The 19,349-nt window shown below is 70.2% G+C and carries 15 protein-coding genes and 1 pseudogene; 7 read left to right on the forward strand and 9 right to left on the reverse strand.

Annotated features, from left to right (window positions below; genetic code table 11):
• The 6 genes from ACZ4N4_RS26640 to ACZ4N4_RS26665 all read left to right on the forward strand — a co-directional run.
• The coding region (locus ACZ4N4_RS26640; RefSeq protein WP_467592895.1) for a DMT family transporter at positions 1-429 on the forward strand (429 nt) is incomplete at its 5' end.
• A gap of 289 nt (positions 430-718) precedes the next feature.
• On the forward strand, positions 719-949 hold the full coding sequence (locus tag ACZ4N4_RS26645) for a hypothetical protein (protein WP_467592898.1): 231 nt from the start codon (positions 719-721) through the stop codon (positions 947-949).
• A gap of 414 nt (positions 950-1,363) precedes the next feature.
• A complete protein-coding gene (locus ACZ4N4_RS26650) occupies positions 1,364-2,380 on the forward strand; it encodes a hypothetical protein (protein ID WP_467592901.1) in 1,017 nt (338 codons plus the stop codon).
• 917 nt (positions 2,381-3,297) lie between these two features.
• Positions 3,298-4,386 (forward strand): serine/threonine-protein kinase, encoded by a 1,089-nt coding sequence (locus ACZ4N4_RS26655; protein ID WP_467592906.1) that lies wholly within the window; start codon positions 3,298-3,300, stop codon positions 4,384-4,386.
• A gap of 390 nt (positions 4,387-4,776) precedes the next feature.
• Complete coding sequence (locus tag ACZ4N4_RS26660; protein ID WP_467592911.1) at positions 4,777-5,016, forward strand: hypothetical protein; 240 nt, start codon at positions 4,777-4,779, stop codon at positions 5,014-5,016.
• Positions 5,013-5,891, forward strand: coding sequence for a hypothetical protein (locus tag ACZ4N4_RS26665; protein WP_467592914.1), 879 nt, complete (start codon positions 5,013-5,015; stop codon positions 5,889-5,891). The genes ACZ4N4_RS26660 and ACZ4N4_RS26665 overlap by 4 nt, the downstream gene beginning before the upstream one ends.
• Positions 5,892-6,033: 142 nt before the next feature.
• On the opposite strand, the gene ACZ4N4_RS26670 is transcribed toward ACZ4N4_RS26665, so the two are convergent.
• From ACZ4N4_RS26670 to ACZ4N4_RS26685, 4 genes are all read right to left on the reverse strand, one after another.
• On the reverse strand, positions 6,034-6,234 hold the full coding sequence (locus ACZ4N4_RS26670; RefSeq protein ID WP_467592917.1) for a hypothetical protein: 201 nt from the start codon (positions 6,232-6,234) through the stop codon (positions 6,034-6,036).
• Positions 6,235-6,356: 122 nt separating this feature from the next.
• Positions 6,357-8,015, reverse strand: a complete 1,659-nt coding sequence (locus ACZ4N4_RS26675) for a hypothetical protein (protein WP_467592920.1) — start codon at positions 8,013-8,015, stop codon at positions 6,357-6,359.
• Between the two features lie 99 nt (positions 8,016-8,114).
• The gene (locus tag ACZ4N4_RS26680; protein WP_467592922.1) at positions 8,115-8,882 is read right to left on the reverse strand and encodes a hypothetical protein; all 768 of its coding nucleotides are present in this window, start codon (positions 8,880-8,882) and stop codon (positions 8,115-8,117) included.
• Between the two features lie 153 nt (positions 8,883-9,035).
• Complete coding sequence (locus ACZ4N4_RS26685) at positions 9,036-9,929, reverse strand: hypothetical protein (RefSeq protein ID WP_467592925.1); 894 nt, start codon at positions 9,927-9,929, stop codon at positions 9,036-9,038.
• Between the two features lie 1,056 nt (positions 9,930-10,985).
• On the opposite strand from ACZ4N4_RS26685, the gene ACZ4N4_RS26690 reads away from it, so the two are divergent.
• On the forward strand, positions 10,986-11,153 hold the full coding sequence (locus ACZ4N4_RS26690; protein ID WP_467592928.1) for a hypothetical protein: 168 nt from the start codon (positions 10,986-10,988) through the stop codon (positions 11,151-11,153).
• Between the two features lie 18 nt (positions 11,154-11,171).
• Here ACZ4N4_RS26690 and ACZ4N4_RS26695 read toward each other — a convergent pair.
• The 5 genes and pseudogenes from ACZ4N4_RS26695 to ACZ4N4_RS26715 all read right to left on the reverse strand — a co-directional run.
• Positions 11,172-11,501 (reverse strand): annotated as a pseudogene (locus ACZ4N4_RS26695) (transposase); the annotation flags it as partial.
• 173 nt (positions 11,502-11,674) lie between these two features.
• On the reverse strand, positions 11,675-15,145 hold the full coding sequence (locus ACZ4N4_RS26700; RefSeq protein ID WP_467592932.1) for a hypothetical protein: 3,471 nt from the start codon (positions 15,143-15,145) through the stop codon (positions 11,675-11,677).
• 20 nt (positions 15,146-15,165) lie between these two features.
• On the reverse strand, positions 15,166-16,566 hold the full coding sequence (locus ACZ4N4_RS26705; protein WP_467592935.1) for a hypothetical protein: 1,401 nt from the start codon (positions 16,564-16,566) through the stop codon (positions 15,166-15,168).
• Positions 16,567-17,012: 446 nt separating this feature from the next.
• On the reverse strand, positions 17,013-19,124 hold the full coding sequence (locus ACZ4N4_RS26710; protein WP_467592938.1) for a HEAT repeat domain-containing protein: 2,112 nt from the start codon (positions 19,122-19,124) through the stop codon (positions 17,013-17,015).
• Complete coding sequence (locus ACZ4N4_RS26715) at positions 19,105-19,323, reverse strand: hypothetical protein (RefSeq protein ID WP_467592941.1); 219 nt, start codon at positions 19,321-19,323, stop codon at positions 19,105-19,107. The genes ACZ4N4_RS26710 and ACZ4N4_RS26715 overlap by 20 nt, the downstream gene beginning before the upstream one ends.
• Between the last annotated feature and the right edge of the window lie 26 nt (positions 19,324-19,349).

Raw genomic sequence — 19,349 nt, forward strand, 5'->3', positions numbered from 1 at the left:
ACGGTCTTCGCGCTGCCGCTGCTTCCAGCGACACTGGGTGCCATCGTCAGCGCCCCGTCGTCAGCGCTCGTCTCGGTGGTGTACCTCGGCCTGCTCCCCTCCGCCGTGGGATTCGTGATCTGGGGCTATGCCGTGGCCCGGCTGCCGCTCGCCGTATCCACCGGCGCCCTCTACCTGGTGCCGCCGGTCGCACTGGTCGTCGCGTTCGTGTGGCTGTCCGAGATCCCCCATCCGCTCGAAGTGGCGGGCGGCGCCGTCGTCATCAGCGGCGTCGTGCTGCTCAACCACCGCTCCCCCACAGCCACCCGCCGACATGGGCCCCCGGCCACACTCGGCCCCAGGAACGTGCCGTCGAAAGCACCACCACCCGGCCGGCCCAGCGCACCGGATCGCTGCCTGGCACGGAAAGCACTACGTGCCCCTGGCTGAGCTACTGGTCCGCCTCGGCAGCTTCGGCCTGGACCTGACGTGGCGCCGATCGCAAGCGGCTCGTTCAAGGAGAACCGCTGCTGCGCCGTGCGGCTTCCGGACGACCGGATCGCCGTCGTGGTGGCCGGCAACACCGGAGCGGTCGTCGTCGATGCCACCACCGGCGAGGTGGCAGGACTACCCGACGGCGGCCAGCGCATCACCGCGCTGCTGGCGCTGCCCTCTCCCACCGGCCGCTGCCCGGTGATGGGGGCCGCGCGCTCCCGGCTGCTGGTGTGGCACGTGGCCAGTGGCGAACTCACCGCTCCCCCACGTCCCGGGAACCTGTCTGCTGGCAGCCGGCAACGGCACCGGCATGCGGCTGTGGGAGCCCCTCACCGGGCGTCTCGTGCATTCCCTGCTCACCGCGGCACCGGTCACCAACATCGTCCACACCCCCGGCCGCCCGCAGTACGTGCACATCGGCGGTCCGACGGGGCTTGCCACCCTGAGCTGGCCGCTGCAGGCAGAAGCCTCGTAGAGACGCCACCGCCCAGCAATGCCCACCGTCTTCGGAGTCCTGTGCTCTTGGAACGGCGCGGCAGGTACTGGTGCTGGGCTGTCAGACGTTCGGCTACGGCTGGTGCACGGTGCACGGCACGAGAGGCTCGCCCTGCGGGACGCGTGCCGTCTCGCGCTGGCCGAGGCCGGTACGGCAGCCTGCTGCTTCCCCCAGCCCCGCTCAGCAGTTGCTGTTCGACGCGTTGGACTGAGACGCCTGACACTCAGACAACGATGCCCAACTGACACTCCCCCGCAGACCATCGCGGTGGGCAATGCGCGGCCGTGGCTGCCGTTGGGCGATTGGGCTGCGCGGGTCGCACGGAAATATTGGTGCAGCAGGGCTCCGCACGCCGTCACAATCTCAAGCACATGACGATCCCCTGGAGTTGTAATGGCGCAGCCTCTTGATCCGCTGACAGTTCAGCGGCTCGCGTACGTCCGGTACCTGTACCGCGAGGGGGTCGAGCAGAGTGGGCAACCCTCGCCACTGCGCTCCCGGGCCATCACGTCCTTCCACGACGCGGTGGAGAACTTCATCGGCCTCGCCGCGCAGCATTTGGGCGTGGACTTGAAGAAGAACGCGGAGTTCCTCAGCTATTGGGAAGCGATCAAACCAGTCTATGAACTTCCCAAGAAGGATCAGATGAGGCGCCTCAACGACGCCCGCGTCGCTCTCAAGCACAACGGAACCTTCCCCTCCGCGCACCAGATCGAGCAGGCCCGCGAGACCGTTGTCGATTTCTTCACCACGGTCACCCCCAAGATCTTCGGTGTCGAGCTCGACACTGTCGACATGGTCGACCTGCTGACTCAACACGAGGTCAAGCAACTGCTGCACGACACACAAACGCATGCCGACATCGGCGACTACGTCCAGGCCATGGCCGGCCTCAGCCTGGCATTCCAGGCACTGCTGACCAACTACCAGAGCGGCGAAGAGCCAACCAGACGGTCAGCCTTCAACTTCAGCGAGAGGCCCTCCCCTTTCGATGAGCCTCGCGGGGAGTATCGGGACCCTGGTCTCAGGCGACTCGAGAAGCTCGACAACTTCATGGTAGTCACCCAGGACACTCTGTTGGCCATCAGTCTCGGCATCGACTACGCGAGCATGGCCCGCTTCCACATCCTGACCCCCCAGGTCCGCACCTACAGGAACGGCGACAAGCGCTACTACATCGGAAAGGCCCTGGAGGAGGTAACGTCCAACGACTACGACTGGGCGCGGCACTTCGTCATCGAATCGGGCCTGCGCGCGGCAAAGGCGGATGATCTCCAGGCCATGGAGAAGAAGAGGTGGGAAGCCAACCAGAAGACCAGGAAACCCCTGCCTCATCGTTTCTGGACCGGGCCCGTCACCCCCGAGGACAGGAGCGAAACCGCCCGATTTCCTGGCAGACCAGCGACCTAAGTGCGCTGCACGGTGATAACGGCCGACCAGGGCCGCCAGATTCTCCCCGGAATGGGTGTGCCCGGCTGCTGCGCTGCCGGGCTCGCACCGTACGGCGTTGCGCACCAGGTCGTCGGTTGCCGGAACGCGGTCCAGATCCTGCCCGGCCTCGATGGCACGCTGTCGTGAGCCTTCACCCGCCCCATACTCGGCCGCTGCAACCTCCGACCAGCACAAACTCCGCATCCCCTATAGCAGTCTGCGTGAGAATGACATGGCCCTTCGTCACTCATGTCAGCAACAGGTGGGCACCACCCGTCAGCACCAACCACCAGGTCACTGAGCCTGCGCCACTGACACTCAGATGACGATGCCCAACTGACACTCCCCCGCAGACCATCACCTGCAGAAGCAGGCCTGGGTTTGTCGACCGATCGTTTCCTTCACCTCAGAACTTTGGGTGAATCCGGGTCTGGGTGTGTGCCCCCTTGAGAGGGAGATTGTGGTGGGCAAGTCTGTGTGTGTCGGAGTGGGAGCACGAAGAGAAACTCAACCTCTTTGCAGCCGAACCCGCCTGACATCACCTCAGCGGGGGGTGTGCCAGGCGGGTAGGGGGTGTCAGTCGTGCTGCCACCAGGTCACTGCGAGGCCAGCCAGAAGGGCTCCGATGTGGCGGACGGCTCCGGCGAGGAGCGCTACGGAGACAAGGCGCCGCCACGAGGCGGGAGCGGGCGCACACTGGTCCTGGGGCGAGGTGGTGGAGGGCGTGCGGTTCTTCTTCGGCATCGCGAGGTGTCCTTCGGTCGGGCCGGGTTCAGCGGCGTGGGCTGTGGTGCTGGGACCAGTGAGCCAGAGCCGCGAGACCGCAGAAAATTGCGCTTCTCGGGGTTGTAATGGTGGGCATGGCACGAGGGGCGCCGAGTCCGGCTGATCTGCAAGTGGTCCGTGAACTTGCCGCGCGCGAGGTGGTGGTGACGCCAAGCCAGCTGGAGAGCTGGCGGCGAGTGGGCTTGTTGCCGCGTCATCGGCGGCGGGGACTGGGGCGCGGCCGGGGGTCGGTGGTGGACGCGGTCGATCCGCTGGTGGTGGAGAGCGCGGCGGCGCTGGCCCGGCATCTACGGCAGGGGCGGGACCGGCGGCTGGCTGTGCTGGCGTGGTTCGCCGAGGCCGGCACGCCGCCGGTGCGGCCGGGGGCGGCCCGGGTGCCGGAGCCGCCGGTGGCCGCCGTGCGCGAGGCCCTGGTGTGGGCGCTGCAACGCTCGGCGTCGCAGAGGCTGGTGGAGTTCGCGCGCAGCGCGGCCGGGGCGGGCGAGGAAGGACAGGACGCGCTGTACGCGGCCGCCGGACGGCTCATGGGCTCGTCTCGCGGGGCGGCTAACCCCACGCTGGTGCGCGCGGCGCTCGAAGCCGGCGGGGACGTGCCGGCCGAGGCCGAGGGGCCGGACGCCAGGAGCATGGTGCATGTGGCCGCCGCGATCGGCCTGGGAGCGCAGGAGGTCGGGGCGGACGCGCTGGCCGAGGGGTTCGCCGCCTTCGGCATGTTCGGGCTGACGGCCGAGGACTGGGCACAGATGCTGGGTGCCGCGGAGCGTGGCGAGGGGCCGCCTGTGGACTGGGGGCTGCTCCAGCAGAACGCGGACATGGTGGCTCAGGTCCTGCGGGCGAGTGACGAGGAGCTGGTGCGCGCGCGAGAGGTGCTGGTGGGTCTGCGTATGTTCTACGGACTGTACGTGCTGCACGGACTGCTCCTGCCGGACACCCCCGCGCAGGCCGCGCTACGGCAGCGGATCGACGAGTGGGGCATGTTCCCGTTCCTGGACCACGTCATCGCCATCAACCCCTCCCCCAGGCAGTTCGCCGAGTCCTTGGCGGTCTTCCTCGAGCCGTTCTTCGACGGGCTGTACCAGATCCTGATGGACCAGTTCGCCGAGAACCCAGACATCTTCAGCATCCCCGGCGACGAGACGGGGGCCGTCGGCTTCGGGGAGAGGTGGATGCGCTCCATGGAGGAGCTGACGAAGGGCTGACGCGGGGTGGGTGAAGATGCGGATGACGGCCCCGGTGGGTCCGTCTGAAGTTCTCGAAGGGTGGCCGGGCGCTCCGGGCAGCGCCAGCGTTCCGCTCGCCGGGGGGGCTCAGGCGGCGTGCGTGCGTCCAGGCGGACAAAGACGAGTCGCCGGCCGCTCGTGGAGGCCGGGCTCTCTGCTTCGGGCATGAATGGCATTTTGCTCGGTTCTGGGGTCTGACCTGCTCGGATGCGTCGACCGTGGAAGGTACGTCCATTCCGGGTCGGGCGTGATCGGCTCGCGCACGCGGTCCGCACGCTGCCACCATCGGCTCACCGCGCCGGGCGAAGTCCCGCCGGGCCTGCGGCTATTCGACCCCCATCACACGTACCTGGAGATACCGTCATGCCCATGCACCCGTCCACCGGCCGCGCCGGCGCCCGGCCGGCCGCCCCGGACGCGTCCCGGCGTCTGGGAGCCGGTGAGGCTTGTGTCCTCATCGCCTCCATCGCCGCGGTGACCGTGCTCGCCATCCTCCAGCGCCCGATTCCCGCTGTGCTGACGGCGCTTGTCGCGGCGGTCTGTCTCCTGCTGCTGCCCGGGCGTGCGAGCCGCCTGCTCGCCGCTCTCGCCTCCGGGAACCGAGAGTGAGCCGCCCCGGCAGCCCGGGGCGGATCGGCAGGCGGGCGGCCGAACCCGTGGAACTGACCGAGCTGCGCGGCTGGATGCGCAACGCCAAGGGCAGACGGACTTTCGACAGCGTCGCCCGCCGGGCGACGCTGGCCGGGATGCCCATCTCCGAGTGCACCCTGCGCCGGGCCCTGACCCCGAACGGCCGACTGCCCACGCGGTACACCGTCCTCGCCTTCGCCCGAGGCGCCGACGCCGACGGCCCCACGGCCGCTCTGGTGTGGGAGGCGGCTGCGGGCGCCGTTTGCCCGCAGCCGGTCCTGGCGGCCGGAGACCGGTACGTGCCGCGCCGCTTCACCACCCCGGCCGGGATGGGCAGGGCCATGGCCCTCATGGTCGTCGCCGCCGGCGGTCCCACCCCGGGCGCGATCGTCGCCGCGGGCGGGGGCCGGTTCTCCCGCAGGGACCTCGACAACGCCCTGAACGGTCGGGGGCTGGCCAGTGAGCAGCTGCTGATCGACTTCGCTGCGGCCATCGGTGCTGGCGAGAAGGCCACCCGTGCCCTGCTGGAAGGCCGCTCGCGGATCCTGGCCGGGCTGCCTGGGCCGGTGTCCTCCTACCCGTGCGCGGTGGTCGAGTGGGCCGAGGGGCGGCGCCAAGGGAACGAGGCTGCCTTGGCGTGGCGCGTCGAACCCGAGCTCGACTGGTACGACCAGCAGCTGCGTGACGAGGAAGAGGCCGAGCACCGGCGCAGGGTCGCCTGGATCGACTCGCTCACCGAAGCCGAGTTCGACGAGCGGCAGATGAGGCTGGCGGCCAGCGTCCAGGGCGATCTGCGCGCCGAGCTGGCCGCATACCTCGATCGTGCCCGCTCCGTCGACGAGGTCGGCCGCTGACCCAGCCGTCTTCCTGTTGGGCTCCGGCCGGCACTCCCCCGCTCGGCGGGGTGCACGGCGGCCTGCGTTTCTGGTTGTCACAGACAGGGTGGCAGGGTTCCGCCGTGCATGCGGTGGCTGCTCCTGTGACGCGCGTCGGGCACTACCGCTGCCGGCGGCGGTCGCGCCACCAGTCGAGTCGGTGAGCGGATTCCTGGGGGAAGACCGACTGCAGCGCGATGACGGCCAGGCCCAGCCCGAGGCAGCCGAAGGCCGCGGCGGTTCGCCACCACGGTGCACCGGTCAGCGCTACTGCTGTGCTGGTGACACCGGTGGCCAGAATCGAGATCAGCGGTCGGTTCATTGCGAGGTCCCCCTCCATTGACGGGCGCGCCGATGGGCGGTGCGCAAATGCCGTGCCCGGATTGTGCGTCGAGCGTGCATCCAACTCACAGGAGCGAGGGGCTTTCTGTGTATCGGTGGGTGTCACATGCGGAATCCGTGCTGGTCGAAGGCGCGGTGCCAGGCCTGCTCCATCGCCCGCTCCAGGATCAGGGAGCTTCCGCTGTGGGCCGCAGCGGCGAGCCACCGTACGAGGGCGGGCGGGGACCCCGCGGCGAGTTCGGCGGCCACCGATTCCCCGGGCCATGCCCAGCTGGCCCAAGCCACGCGGAACTTCGCCCTCGCGTGCCGGGGGTAGGTGCGGGTAAGGCGGTGGAACGTGCGGGCGCTGCCCCGCGCCTCCTTCAGCTGGTGCAGGTCGAACTCGCTTGCCCCCTCTTCTGCGGCCCAGGCGATGAAGTCGTCCATGGTCTTCAGCGTCATGGCGCGGGCTTTAGCCATGGCCCGGTGCTGTTCCTCAGCGGTAATGAGGCCGAAGCGGCGAGCCCGGTCTGCCGGGAGGTCCAGAACGGTCCGCACCTCAGGTTCCTCGGCGAAGGTGTGACTCCAGTCGATGAGGACGGCCTCGATGAAGCCGGTGATTTTGTCGGGGCGCAGCCCGGCGGCCGCGGCGGCCACGGGTTCGAAGCCGGGTACGGGTGCCAGCCCGGGTGTGCCCTGCTGTCGCTGGAGCGGCCAGAAGGCCTGCCTGTTGCGGTAGGGGAAGGCCAGCAGGCGGCCTTCTGCGACCCACGAGGCGCACAGCCGGGGAACACGGCCGGAGGCGCTCCAGGGAGCGTGAGCAGACCAGGCAGCCGGTGTGCGCAGCAGCCAGAGGGGAGCTCCGGAGTCTTCCATCACGCCGGCGGCAGGATCGCCCTTTACACGGTCGACCAGCCAGTCCTCGAGGTACTCAAGGTTGACTCGGCGCTCGGCACGCCAGACTGCCGTTCCGCCCCGGCCGGTCCAGTCGTAACTCGTGATTCCGTTCCGCCGTCGAAACGACCTGCCTTCCCAGTCGATCCTGAGAAACTTCTGCCGCAGCCGCTGCCAGGCGTCGCCCTGCTCGTACAGGGCCTGCTCGACGGCCTCGGCGCGAGGGCCGGTGAGGAAGCGGCGGGCTGCGACGGTGGCTATCCGAAACCGCATGGCCGCATGCCATGCCTCCTCCTCGTCCAGGACCTCCGCGACACGCAAAACGTGGTGCTGGTCGGGCGTCGGCAGGGTGTCGGTCCGTCGGTAGCCGGCTCGTACGGTCTCCGCTTCCTCCAGCAGGGTCTTCTCCGGTGCGGTGCTGGTTGCGGCCACCGCCAGCCGCCACAGGCCGAGTGCGGCGCCGTGGCGCAGGAGCGGGAGCAGGCCGGTGAGGAAGGTGTCGGTGAAGGGTTCGGCCTGGGCGATGGCTGTGGTCACCGCATCGGTGAGGAGGCGGCCCTGGTAGTCCCGGTGGGCGCGCGGGTGCTGGCCGGGCAGTTGCAGGGAGATGGCGCGGGCCCGCTGCAGCAGACTGGCAGGTGCCCGGACCCGCAGAGGGACGTCGTGTCGGGGGTCGCCTCGCCAGCGCGGCGGCCGCGGGTAGCGCAGCACGGTGGAGATGTGGGTGATCCGGTCCTCGGGCTGCCTCTGTTCCTGCGCGGCGACGTGCTCGGTGAGCAGTTCGCGGATCGTCGCATCCCGCGACGTCGCACGCCGGGCCATGACCCGCGTCAAGGCCTCAAGGGCGCTGGGTGCGATACGCACGTTGGTCTCTGCGTTGCCGGACATCTCCCCCGCTCCTGTGCTCTCCTGCCGATGCACAGCACCCGGCCATCGCCCAGCGGTCCGAAGTTGTCCCCTCCGGCGGGCCGGGCAGTCGGAATGCGGTCAGCGGGCCCGGGCACGCGCGGCGTAGTGCTCCTGCAGCCGGTTGAACATGGTGTGGCAGTACTCGGCCAGCGGCCGGTGCTGGTCCTCGTCGATGACCAGGGCGACGGTGTGGACTCCGTCGGCTCCCGGTATGGCCGCACGCGGCTGGGAGGCGCGCAGGTTGGGCCAGTAGCGGCCGTGCGCGAACCCGGAGGCCGCCCGCCAGGCTGCGCCCACCTTGACCGCGGTCAGGCCAGCGGTGGGCGCGGCAGCAAGCACGATCTGGTGGGTCCCGGGTCGGGTGAGCGGGGGCAGGCCGAGACGGTCGGCGATGCCCCGTATCTCGGCGCGGCGCTGCGCGCCGGTCATCCCGCCGCCGGAGGGCTGGTGGCCGGTGTCCGTCTCGTGCTGCTGACGGTTGCGCATGTCCTCGTCCCATAGCGACAGCGCGCGGCGCCGGCGTTCGGCCCGGCCCGGGCCGTCGAGGAGCCACAGGCCGGTGGCGAAGTTCTCCAGGGCGCCGCGCAGCAGCGTCCAGGGGCTGGTCGGGTCGATCTCGCCCGCCGCCGTCAGGCGGCGCAGCGCGTCGGTGTGGGCCAAGCCGGCGGTGTAGGAGGCGCGGATCAGATGCGCGCCGGCGTACGGGCCAAGCGGGGCGTCGTCGGTGGCCAGGCTGCTGGCTGGATCGGGTGCGGGCAGCTGCCGGTAGGCGCCATCACCGCGGGCCTGCTCGATCGCGTGGAACAGCGGCAGAAGGTAGGCGCCCCGGAAGGCCTGCGTGCTCATGCCCAACAACGGTAGAACGCAAGGGCCGGGCGAGGTAGCCGTTTTGATGCGCCGGGCCGGGGCGCGCCGGTGACGGGCGGGCGTGGCAAGTTCCAGCCGTCCTCGTCCTCGGTGCGGGCCGCCGAAGGCCACGGCTCTGGGCGCCGGAAGGCATCACTGGTCGTCCATGATCGACCGGAGTTGTTCGGTGAATGCCTCGTCCTCTGCGGCGCCCGGGGTGCGCGTGTAGGTGCACACCAGGCACTGTCCGTACCTGACCCGGCCGAAGACAGGATCGAGGCCTTCCACGCAGAACGTCTCGTGCCCGCAGACGGGGCAGGTGTCGAGGTCGTGTCCATCCGGGTTGTGCTTCGGGTGGTAGGCGTTGGGGTTGGCCACGTTCTCGGCGCGCCGGGTGGCTTCTTCCTCCCCGATCCGTTCGAGGTACTCGGCAGCTCGTTTCTGGGAAGCCGCGTCCTCTGCTTGCGCGATCTGCTGGATCCGGTCCTGCTGCTCCTCCCCCATCACTCCAAGGCTCCTGTGGCCGTCAAGGGCCAGCAGGGCCTCGATGTGGCAATGCTGCAGAGCTCCTGCGCCGCGGCCGTGGCGGGCCGCCTGACTGGCCTCGATCCCGTTCTGGAGCGTGCGCACATCAATGCGGGTGTGCGACGAGAGAGGAGGCGCCTGGAAGAGCGAGTCCATGTCGCCCTGGGGGATCTCCGGCATCGGATGCTCGTCAGGCACGCAGACGATGCCGTTCGTAGCCGGGATGTGTTCCTCGATCACCCTGAGCAGCGCGCTGGCCGGCAGGACCCGTCCCCTGCGGTCCACCTCCTTGCCCGGCCACTCGGAAGCGACGATCGCAGCCAGCCCGTTGGACAGCGCCTGATCGAAGACGCCCTCCCGGCCCGCCATAAACGGAGCGAAAGGGTCATCACCTGTCGGGGCAGGAGCGGCGAAAGGGTCCTTGGGGTCGGCGGCTACCGCACCGTCATGCCGTGTCTCGCGCAACTCCGCGGCCAGCACGACAGCGCACCGGGCGAATTCTTCAGCTGGCTGATCCCTCATGGACAGCATGGTGCAGTGCACCACCCGCCTTCAGGTAGGCCGCCTGCGGCAGGGGGCTCCCGTCCCGGCTCGGGGGTTACACGGAACGGGAGCCCTCCGTCCATATTCCTCGCCGTACGGGCCGGCCACACGCCCCAGCACGCGGGTCCGGTAGCTGCAGCGGTGCCTGCTTCCCGGTCGGCGCAGAGATCCACGGGTGGCGCGAGCCCGACCTGGCCATTCACTACCCAGCGCCCAGGCCTAGCGCGACCCGGACCTGCTCCTAGCGTGCCAGCACGGCACGGGCATGATGCGGCTGTCGTGCATGGGCCCTGTCCCCAGCGCCAGGCATCAGCTAGCCCGTACCTCAAGCGCACATCTCGCGTACCGACTGCGTGCCCTCTCCGGAACAAGACGGGGGCGAGGGCCGGTCGCGGGACTACCGGAGCATGCCGCCATGCGTTTGCTCTACCCGCAGTAGAGGGGCGCGCGAGCACGGCCGCGCGGGACCGGCTCGCCCAGCTGGCCGCCGAGCACGGCACCACCATCCGCAGCCTGGTAGAGGACCTCGCGCAGGGCACTCCGACGCAGGCCGAGTACGCCGAGCGAGCCGAGCTCGCCCGCGCCGAGCTCGCCTCCGCCCTCGGCAGCGCGCCGAGCCCGGAGGCCGAGGCGAAGGCGAAGGCCCTGCTGGAGCGTCTAGAGCCTGTCTCCTTGATGGGGCGATCCGCTGATCGGCGTCCCCTTGATGCCTGTGGCATCACGCATGGAAGTCTGTCCGGATGGATACATTCGCGGACCGACTCGCCGGCGCGTGGAAGTGGTGGGAGGCCGCCATTGAGGAAGCGCAGGAGGGGCGCTGGGTCCGCGACGCCGTGGAACGGCAAGTCATCAGGGACATCGGCGCCGCCACAAACCCTCTCCATGGCGGACGGATGCCCCCGTTCACCGACGACTCGTGGCACGTACGCATCGGGAGGATCGCGAACTGGGCCGGGGGTACTGCGGCTCGCGGCCCGATCAGGCGGATGGGTACTCCAACCAGTGGCCGGACAAATCCCACCCAGCCCTGCTGGCATGACCGAGCTGCTGTCTGCCATCTACGCGGTCGGCGAGCAAGGAGAAAACTGGATGCGGCAGCTCCTGAAGGGTGAGCTGCCACCAGACGACGAGATCGCGAGGGCCGAAGGCTTCCTCACCGGGCCGGGATCCGTTGAGGACCTTGAGCTCTTCTTCTACGACTGAATCGTCGTCGCTTCGTCATCATCGCCGTGCCCACATGAGGATGGCGGCGAAGTGGAGTGCGGCCTGGTAGGCGATGGCGAGCTTGTCCGTTCGCATAGCCAGGCCGCGCCACTGCTTCAGCCGGTTGATGCATCGCTCGACCGCGTTGCGTTGCCGATACGCCTCGGCGTCGAAAGCCGGTGGGCGACCGCCGCCGCGGCCTCGTCGTAGGCGGTGGCCGATCTGGTCGGACGGCTGAGGGATGACAGCGCGGATTCCATGTCGGCGGAGGTGATTCCGGATCGCGCGGGATGAGTACGCGCGGTCTGCCAGGACGGCATCGGGTCGGGTCCTCGGTCTTCCCGGCCCGCGAACGGCCCGCGTGACGCCGGAAGGTGTCGTCCCGGCAGTGTGTGGTGCACCGCCTGCCAGACCGACGTGAGCGCCCCCGCCGTTCATTCTTTTTCGGTGGCGGAGGCTGTTCACCACCACTCGCCGGTGAGCATTGGTCGGGCGCTCGGGAAAGAACGTCGACGTGCTGCTCAGCGCTTGGCCGTTTCGTCCTGGCCCAGCCGGTAAGCGTCGACGTCCCCTGCGGTGATGAGAGCTTCGCGCAGTTGGCTGAGGGCGATGTCGGGCCGTCGGCCAGCAGGGAGATCCCCGGCGGCGGTCAGCAGCCGGCGGGCGTGGCTGCGGACGGTCGTGTCCGTCCACGGCAAGGGGCTGGGGTGAGCCACGAGCAGGGCGGTGATCTGCGCTGCCTGCTCGGTGCCGGGGTGGTCGGCGGCGCGCCGGGCGACGTCGTCGGCGTCGGTGAGTTGGGGAGTGTGGCGTGCGGAGGCGAGCGTGAGGTCGAGCCAGGTCGTGTCGTCCATATCGATGTCCGCGAAGGCGCCCGCCCCGGCGAGAGCGCCGTCCGGGAGAGAAGCCTCGAGCGCCGCCTGCCACAGGCTCACCGTCGTCGTCTCCGCTCCACGTGCGAGGTGGGCGATGCGCTCCAGCAGCCGGGAGATGGCGGCCGCTCCGCCCTTGCCGTGCGCGAGAGCAGTGAACAGGGTCTGGGGGGCGCCCAGGGCGGTGGGATGGGTGAGCAGCGCGTGGGCGGTGTGGTCGAAGGCTTGGGGCGGGGTGTCCTGGCGCAGGCGGGCCAGGAGTGCGGGCCAGTCGAGTTCGGCGAGCAGCGGCGGGTGTGCGGGGCCCCAGTGCAGCCATGAGATGGCTGCCGATGTGCCGTTGTCGGGCAGGGCGAGCAGCTCGGTGTGGTGCTCGTGCAGGAGGTCGGGGGCTTGCTGGTGGAGTTGAGGGAGGTAGCGACCGAGGGCGGCGGCGGTGTGAGCGGTGTGGCCGGTGGCGTCGAGAATGAGGGTGAGGTGGCGCCTGAGCCGGTCGGGCATGCCTTCGCCGGTGGTGCGGTCGTGGTGGCGGGCGTGCTCCAGCAGGCACTGTAGGGCGCGTCCTGCCGTGTCGGTGCCCAGGAAGTCGCCGGTGTCGGCCGGGCTGTCGTCGATGGCTGGAACGTGTGTGGTCATGGTGGTGGTCAGGGCGTAGAGGTGGTCGAGGGCTGCGGGCAAGTGGTCGGCGAGGTCGGTGTCGGTGCGCCAGGCGGCGGTCAGCAGGTCGAGTAGGGCCTGTTCGGCCAGGTACGCGGCAGGAGGTTCGTCCTCGTCGGGGTCGGCGGATGCGGTGGGGGGGGCAGCGGACCAGGTGAGGGCTGTCACGGCGGCTTCGGTGAGGGACTGGCCTGGGAATGCGCCGGGGGTGCGGGTGTGGTCGGCGGCGATAGACAGGTAGAAGGCGCGCAGTTCCGGCAAGGTGAGCGTGGCGGCGGTGTCGGCTGGGGCTGTCGTCCAGGCGGCCGGGTCGCTGTCGATCGCGGTACGCAGGACCATCAGGTAGCGGCTGTCCCCGGCATCGGGGGCGGCGGCCAGGGCGGCGGCTGCGGCCAGCGGGCCCTGGCCGGCGGCGAGGGCGATGGTCTGCTCGGTGGTGACGGCGGGCGGCCCCGGGTCCTCGATCACGACGAGGGGGTCGGCGGCGCGGGGGTCGGGCGGGCCGGACGGCTTGACCGTGCGCAGCAGGGTGAGGACCGGCTCCCACAGGGTCGTCACGGTTTCGGGCAGGACCGGGGACCAGTCCCATACCCGCAGCCAGGTGCGCGGCGGCCGTGCTGCGTCAGGGGTGTAAGTGGCGAGTCCTTCCGGGCCGGGCGGGATGCCGAAGGCGGCGGCCAGCTCGGCGTGGAGGGCTTCGGCCGTGCCGGGCGGCCACAGGCGGCGCACCAGGTCGGTCAGGCGGGCGCTCTCCGGTGTGGGGCGGTGGGCCAGCAGGGCGGGCACCAGCTTGCGGGCCTGCTCCCACCATGCGGCCGCCTGCCCTGTGGGATGCGGCGTAAGGGTGTCGGGCCCGGTCTGCTCGAGGTGGGCGGCCAGCAGCCGGTCCCGCAGCCTTGGGTCGGCCTGGGCCAGCTTTTTTCCCGTGAATGCCTCGGTCCGCTCGGCCAGTGCGACGTCGGCGCGCGCGTCGGCGTCGGCCAGGTCGAGAACGGCGCGCGCGATCACGAGGCCCACGAAGGCCTCCGGACGCTGCAGGGACACCTCGGCCAGATCTCGGCGGAAGACGACCGCGTGCCGGGAGGCGTATTCGGTGAGTTCGGTGTCCAGACGCAGCAGTGCGGCAAGTACGTAGCGGATCGTGCGCACCTGCGGATGCGGCGCGATCGTGGGCATGGGGCTGTCCCCGGCGCCCCTCCCTCGGGGAGGGTGGGCGGTGTGCACGAGGGCGGCGAGCAGCTGGGCGGTGTCCCAGTCGGACAGGCGGTGGGCGGACAGCGCAGCAAGGCGTTCTTGTACCTCGTCGTCGGTGAGGCTGTCGTCCTGGGCCGCGGCCCTGATCTCCTGGTCGGTGGCGTGCTCGGCGCGTACGGCGGCGCGCAGAATGCCCTCCACCGTGCGGATCCAGTCCTCGTCGCGGCCGGTGAGGGGGATGTCCTGGGCCCAGTCGGCGGCCAGGCGCAGCAGCCAGCCGTGCGTGGTCCGCGGATCGCGCTCGGGTTTGGTCAGGTCCGTGATGACCGCGCGGATCTCGCGGGTCAGTACGATGCCCGGCCGTGCGGCCAGGCGCAGCAGGGCGGCCGTCGCATCTGGACCTGCCGCGGCCGCCGCTGCGGCGTGGTCAGCCAGCCACTGCCTCACCCGGTCGGGGTCGGTCTCGGTGAGGTGGTCGAGGTAGGGAGCGGCCGGCCAGCTCCCGGCAGAGGTGCTGGTGTCAGGCATCAGCAGAATGTCGTCCAGCAGCTCCAGCCAGGCGGCGGCCGGCTGGGATAGGAAGAAATAGCGGGTGGCGCGCGGGTCCGCCCACTGGGCCAGCATCTCCGCGTCCTGGGCCGTCGGCTCCTGCCGCTCAGCCAGTTCCAGGACCTGCTCGGCGCGGCCGGGCAGCGGGACGAACACCTCCCGTGCCAGACGCACCACTTGCTGATAACGGGCGGCGGCCTGCTGCGAGGCGCTGCCGTGAACCACGTTGGAGGTGACTGCGTACAGCTTGCCCCATGCGTCCAGGGCGTTTTCCTGTGCGACGCCCAGGTGCTGGTCCATTACCCGCTCGGCCACGGCCTTGGCCCGGCGCCGGTGGTAGCCGCCGGGTGTGTCGAGCTCGACGCGCAGTTCGTCGGCAGCCTGCCGCATGCGCTGCAGTGCCTGCTGCGGATCCCGCCGGCTGTCGGGCCGGTAGGCGTCCACCGCCTTCAGCAGGTCCTTGGCCGTGCTCTTCAGACCGCGGGGTGTGCCCCCGCCCGGGAGCTTCAGCAGGGCGTCGACTGCGCCGCGGACGCACGACTCCGCGATCTCTCCCGGTTGCTCGTAGCGGTCGTCGGTCAGCATCCGGTACGCGTCGCTCAGCAGCCCCAGCGCCCGTGCCCCGCCTTCGCCCTGCTCCCTCAGCGAAGCCGCCAGCGCCTCGTCCACCGGCTGCAAACCACACTCGCCACCGCCGTCGGCCTGCGTCGCATCACTCACGGCCGCCACCGTAGCCGGACTCAGAGCCGGTTGCTGTCCTGTGGTGGCGTTGTCTTGAAGAAGGCTCGCAAGGGCTCGTCGATGGTGCGCGCGCGATCGGTGCCGTCGGCCGCGGCGTCGAGGAGCGGTGCGAGGTCTTCCGTGTCGTAGGGGGTGAGGACGAGCCAGCGCAGAACGATCTGCCGCACGATCAGCCTGAGGTTGCGCAGGGCAGCCAGCTTCTTGTGCTCGTCTTGGTCCTTGAGGACGTCCCCATGCACGTACTTGGAGCGGGCGCTGTAGGCCTCCTGCACGATTGTCTCGACCTGCTGGCGCAGGGACGGGGTGAGGAACAGGGCGGCTGCGCGGGACCGGATTCTTTCGCTGATGCCCTCGTGCTTGTCGTTGGAGCTGGCGATCAGGGCTTCCAGCGCGATGACGTAGTCCAGGTGCAACTCGTCGGCCTCTTGCTCCCACACGCCGTAGTCGCTGTGGGTGCGCTGGTGAGCCTGCAGCAGGTGCCGGGCGGCGCGCTCCAGGCGCAGGGCGCGCCTCCTGGGCAGCCTTCGACTGCTGGTGGTGCCGTCCATGACGGCGTCGATCTTCGCTGTCACGGCGGTGCAGAAGGCTTGCAGGCGCGGGAGCTCTGTCCGGGTGACGTAGAAGCTGCCGGTCTCGCGGACTTCGGCTTCCCTGTGCCTGCCGTCGTGGTCGTCGTAGATCTGGAGGGTGGTGGGTACACGGTTTTGGTGCAGGCCGAACTGGCGGCCGCGCTCGACGTCGAACACCGCGTCGACATGCAGGAGTTCGGGGCTCCATAGGATCAACGGCAGCAGCGCCCTCCAGTGCCGGGCTTCCGGCCGCGGGCCGGTGAAGTCGAACCAGGGTGCGCCGCTGCGGTCCGAGGCACGGTCCGGATCGGGGACATGGACGAACGGTGCGCCGGCCAGGAGATCGAGGTCGAGCCCGCCTAGTTGGAGGCCCTGGAGGGCAGGCATGGGGCCCAACTGCTTCAGTTCGTCGGCGGTGAAGGTCTGCAGGGTGTAGCGGCCCAGCGGGATCCGTGTCCCCTCGGGAAGGTCGCCGGTCAGCAACAGCCAGTCCTCCACTGCCGGCGCGGGCGCCGTGCAGAAGGCGACGAAACTGTCCGCGACCTCTTCCACCGGCACTGTCGCGCCCTGGGCGACCAGACGGGTCGCGTCACCCAATCTCGATCCTCCCAGGAGCACGGACCATGTGGGCAGCCAGTCACCGTCGGCCTTGCCGTACAGGTCGCGGTGCTCGGATTTCGGCGCGGCGTTCACTACCGCGTTGATCACGGCTTCGAATCCCGGCTGCGTTGACAGTGCTGTATCGGTGATGGCCTGAGGTATGGAGGGCAGATCGCGTGCCTGTTCGAGCCAGGTAAGGACGGCCTGCCGCAGCTGGGAGGTGTCTTCCATGCGGCACGAAGCTAGCGCACCTCCGCCGGCCCCGAGACCCCATTGCCACGGCACCGCAGCGCTCAGTGCGAGGCGACCGCAGCAGTCGTCTCTGCTTGACATCTTTGTCCGCCCGAGACGACATGTCCCAGCGTTGTGTCCCCCGTAAGGGGACACAACACACCCTGCGTATGCCGCGTCTCTTGACGCCCGCCTCGTCAGGGGGCTGGGCCGTGGCGGGGACTGGTGACGATTCGGCCCTGGTCCCGGTCGTCGGCTTCCCGCGTCTCGGCTCGGCGCCGCCGGGACAGGTGTCCACTGGGACAAGTACCGAGCAGGACGCGAGCATGGCCGGGCACCGCAGCCCGCCGCCTCGTGTCTCCCGAGCCTCCCTTGGAGGAGCCGCCGGTGCCCCCGCCCGTGACCGAGTCCTTCTCGCCGCTGCGGTGGCGCTGGATGGCGCAGCCTTACGCTGTTCGCGGAGCAGGAGCTCCCGGTGCTGAAGGATCGAGTCGGGTGATGAGGGCGCGGCCGACCCGCTGGAGATCCTCGTCGTAGTCGACGCTCTGGAACCTGCCGCCGCGACGACGCAGGGCCAGGTGCTCGCGGAGCAGGGGCAGTGCCGGTGCCGCGAGGGGGCCCATGCGGTCAAGACAGGCCACGACGTGGTTGGCCGTCGCCGGGTTCTGAGCCATGGCCTCCAGCAGGGTGGCCAGGACGGCCGGTGCCTCCGCCTCGCCACCGATCTCCCAGAGCGCGGCCGCGCAACGCACCCGGACCCATTCATAGCTGTGCGTCAGGAGACCTCGCAGGCGCGGCAGGGCGGCAGAGGCGGGCGGGCCTATCTCGCGGAGCAAGTCGGCCGCGTCATCAATGTGGTCGTCGAGGAGGCTGAGCAGGAGCGGCATGACCTCGGTCAGGTCGCCGCCAACAGCCCACAGCGCGGCGACGGCGGCAGGGCGTACGCGCGCGTCGGTGGCGGTGGTCAGCGACCGGACCGAGTCTCGTGCATCGGCCGCCGCCGGGCCGAACACCCGCAGTGCCTTCAGGGCCGATGGCGTGATGCCGTGCTGTTCATGTTCCATTGCGGCCCGGAGCGTGTCCGCAACCGCGGGTACCGCGGCCGGGTGGCCCAGTGTGGCCAGGGCGGCCAGGATCGCGTTGGCGCTCATCTCGGTCCGCTGCTGGGAGAGGTCGATGCGGCGCAGGTGGTCGCAGAGCCGTGGCACCAACTCGTCGACGGCTTGCGGCAGATGTCCCGCGACCTGGATCGCACGCCAGGCGTCGACGTCGTCGTCCAGCGCGGTCAGCAGACTCGGCAGCGCGCGTACGTCGCCGAGGCGCGCCACGGCCCGGATAGCCTCCTGGTGGCTTCTGCGCAGCAGCGCATCCGGTGCCGCCCACACGCCCGGGCCGTGCGCCGCGCGTTGGGCGGCGGTGTGCGCGGCGAGTGCCTCCCGGGCTGGGGCTGCGATTGGGTGGCAGGCCTCCAGGACGGACGCAGCCTCGGCGGCAACCTCATGGTCGTCCGTGGTGAGCTGGCCGGCGACCAGCAGGAGGAGACGGGTGTGGTCCCCACGCCAGGTCCGCATCAGTTCCCCACTCATACGGACCGCGTCCAGGCGCGATCCGGGATCGGGGCTCGCCAGCTGCTCGGCCAGCACCTCAGTGCGCTCCGGCACCCGGGCCCCCAGAACTTCGTGGAACGAGCGCAGCAGAAGGGTGGTCGGTGCGTACACGCGCGTGCGCCGGTCGAGATCCTCGAACGCGGCGGCGATCTGGGGCGCGACTGTGTGCGTGGGTGCCGCCAGGCGGCTCGGAGCCGGTGCGATCCGCCGCACGGGCAAGGCGCGGGCACTCTTGCGCAGCAGGCGGACGGCGGTCGGCACGACGTTCTCGCCGATCTCGTCCGGGGCGCAGCGGGCCCGCTGGACCACGGCCGCGAGGCGGCTCATCGGGCCCTGGGCCGGGTCGGCGGCGAGCCAAGTGAGCCAGTCCATCACCAGGGGCGCGGCCGTCTGGAGGCGTAGGGCCAGGGCGGCGGCCGCCTCCACGATCCGCAGCCGCGCCGCAGTACCTTGCTCGGCGTCCAGCCGCTCGCGCAGCACGGCGGCGGCCTGGTCGGCATCATCGAGGAAGAACCCGAGCCCGGGAATCGCGGCCAGGCGCACGTGAGGGTCCGGGTCACGGGCGAGTTCGGCGAACTTCGCACCCCGCTCGCGCAGGAAGGCGACGGCCTGGGTGTAGCCCGTCGGCGGGTAATACTCGATCTCGGTACCGTCGTCCCCAAAGGCCCGGTCGAGGGACTCCCGGCCGATGCTGACCAACAGCGCCACGACGGCTGCCCGCTCGGGGATGGCGCCGTCTACGACCAACTCGAACAGGAAGGGGAGGCTAGCTGCCGTGGACGGGTACACGTCGCCCTGGTGGTGAAGAGCACCGTAGAAGCGGTCGAGAGCCTTGCTGCGTTCCCCGGCCTCCGGAGAACGCAGCGCCCACAGCAGCGTCGGCACCTCCTCGGCCGAACCGTACGCGTGCTCCATCGACGCCCAGTCGATGTCATGAAGTCCGTCGAACATGATCAGAACGATGCCAGCCGACACTGACAACGGGGCGTTCCGGGCCATCCATCGTGCTTCCGTGACCCACCGTCTCGCGCAGAGGAGTGATCTTGTTGCCGACGCCGGACAGCTGGTCCACTTTTTCCGCGAACTCGCCCTTCAGAAGCAGCTCGACCACACCAAGCAGCAGTTCCTGCTCTGGCCAGGTCTGGATCATGCGGCCGTTGTCAGTGGCCTCTGTCA

The sequence above is a fragment of the Streptomyces sp. NPDC026538 genome, assembly GCF_055567535.1.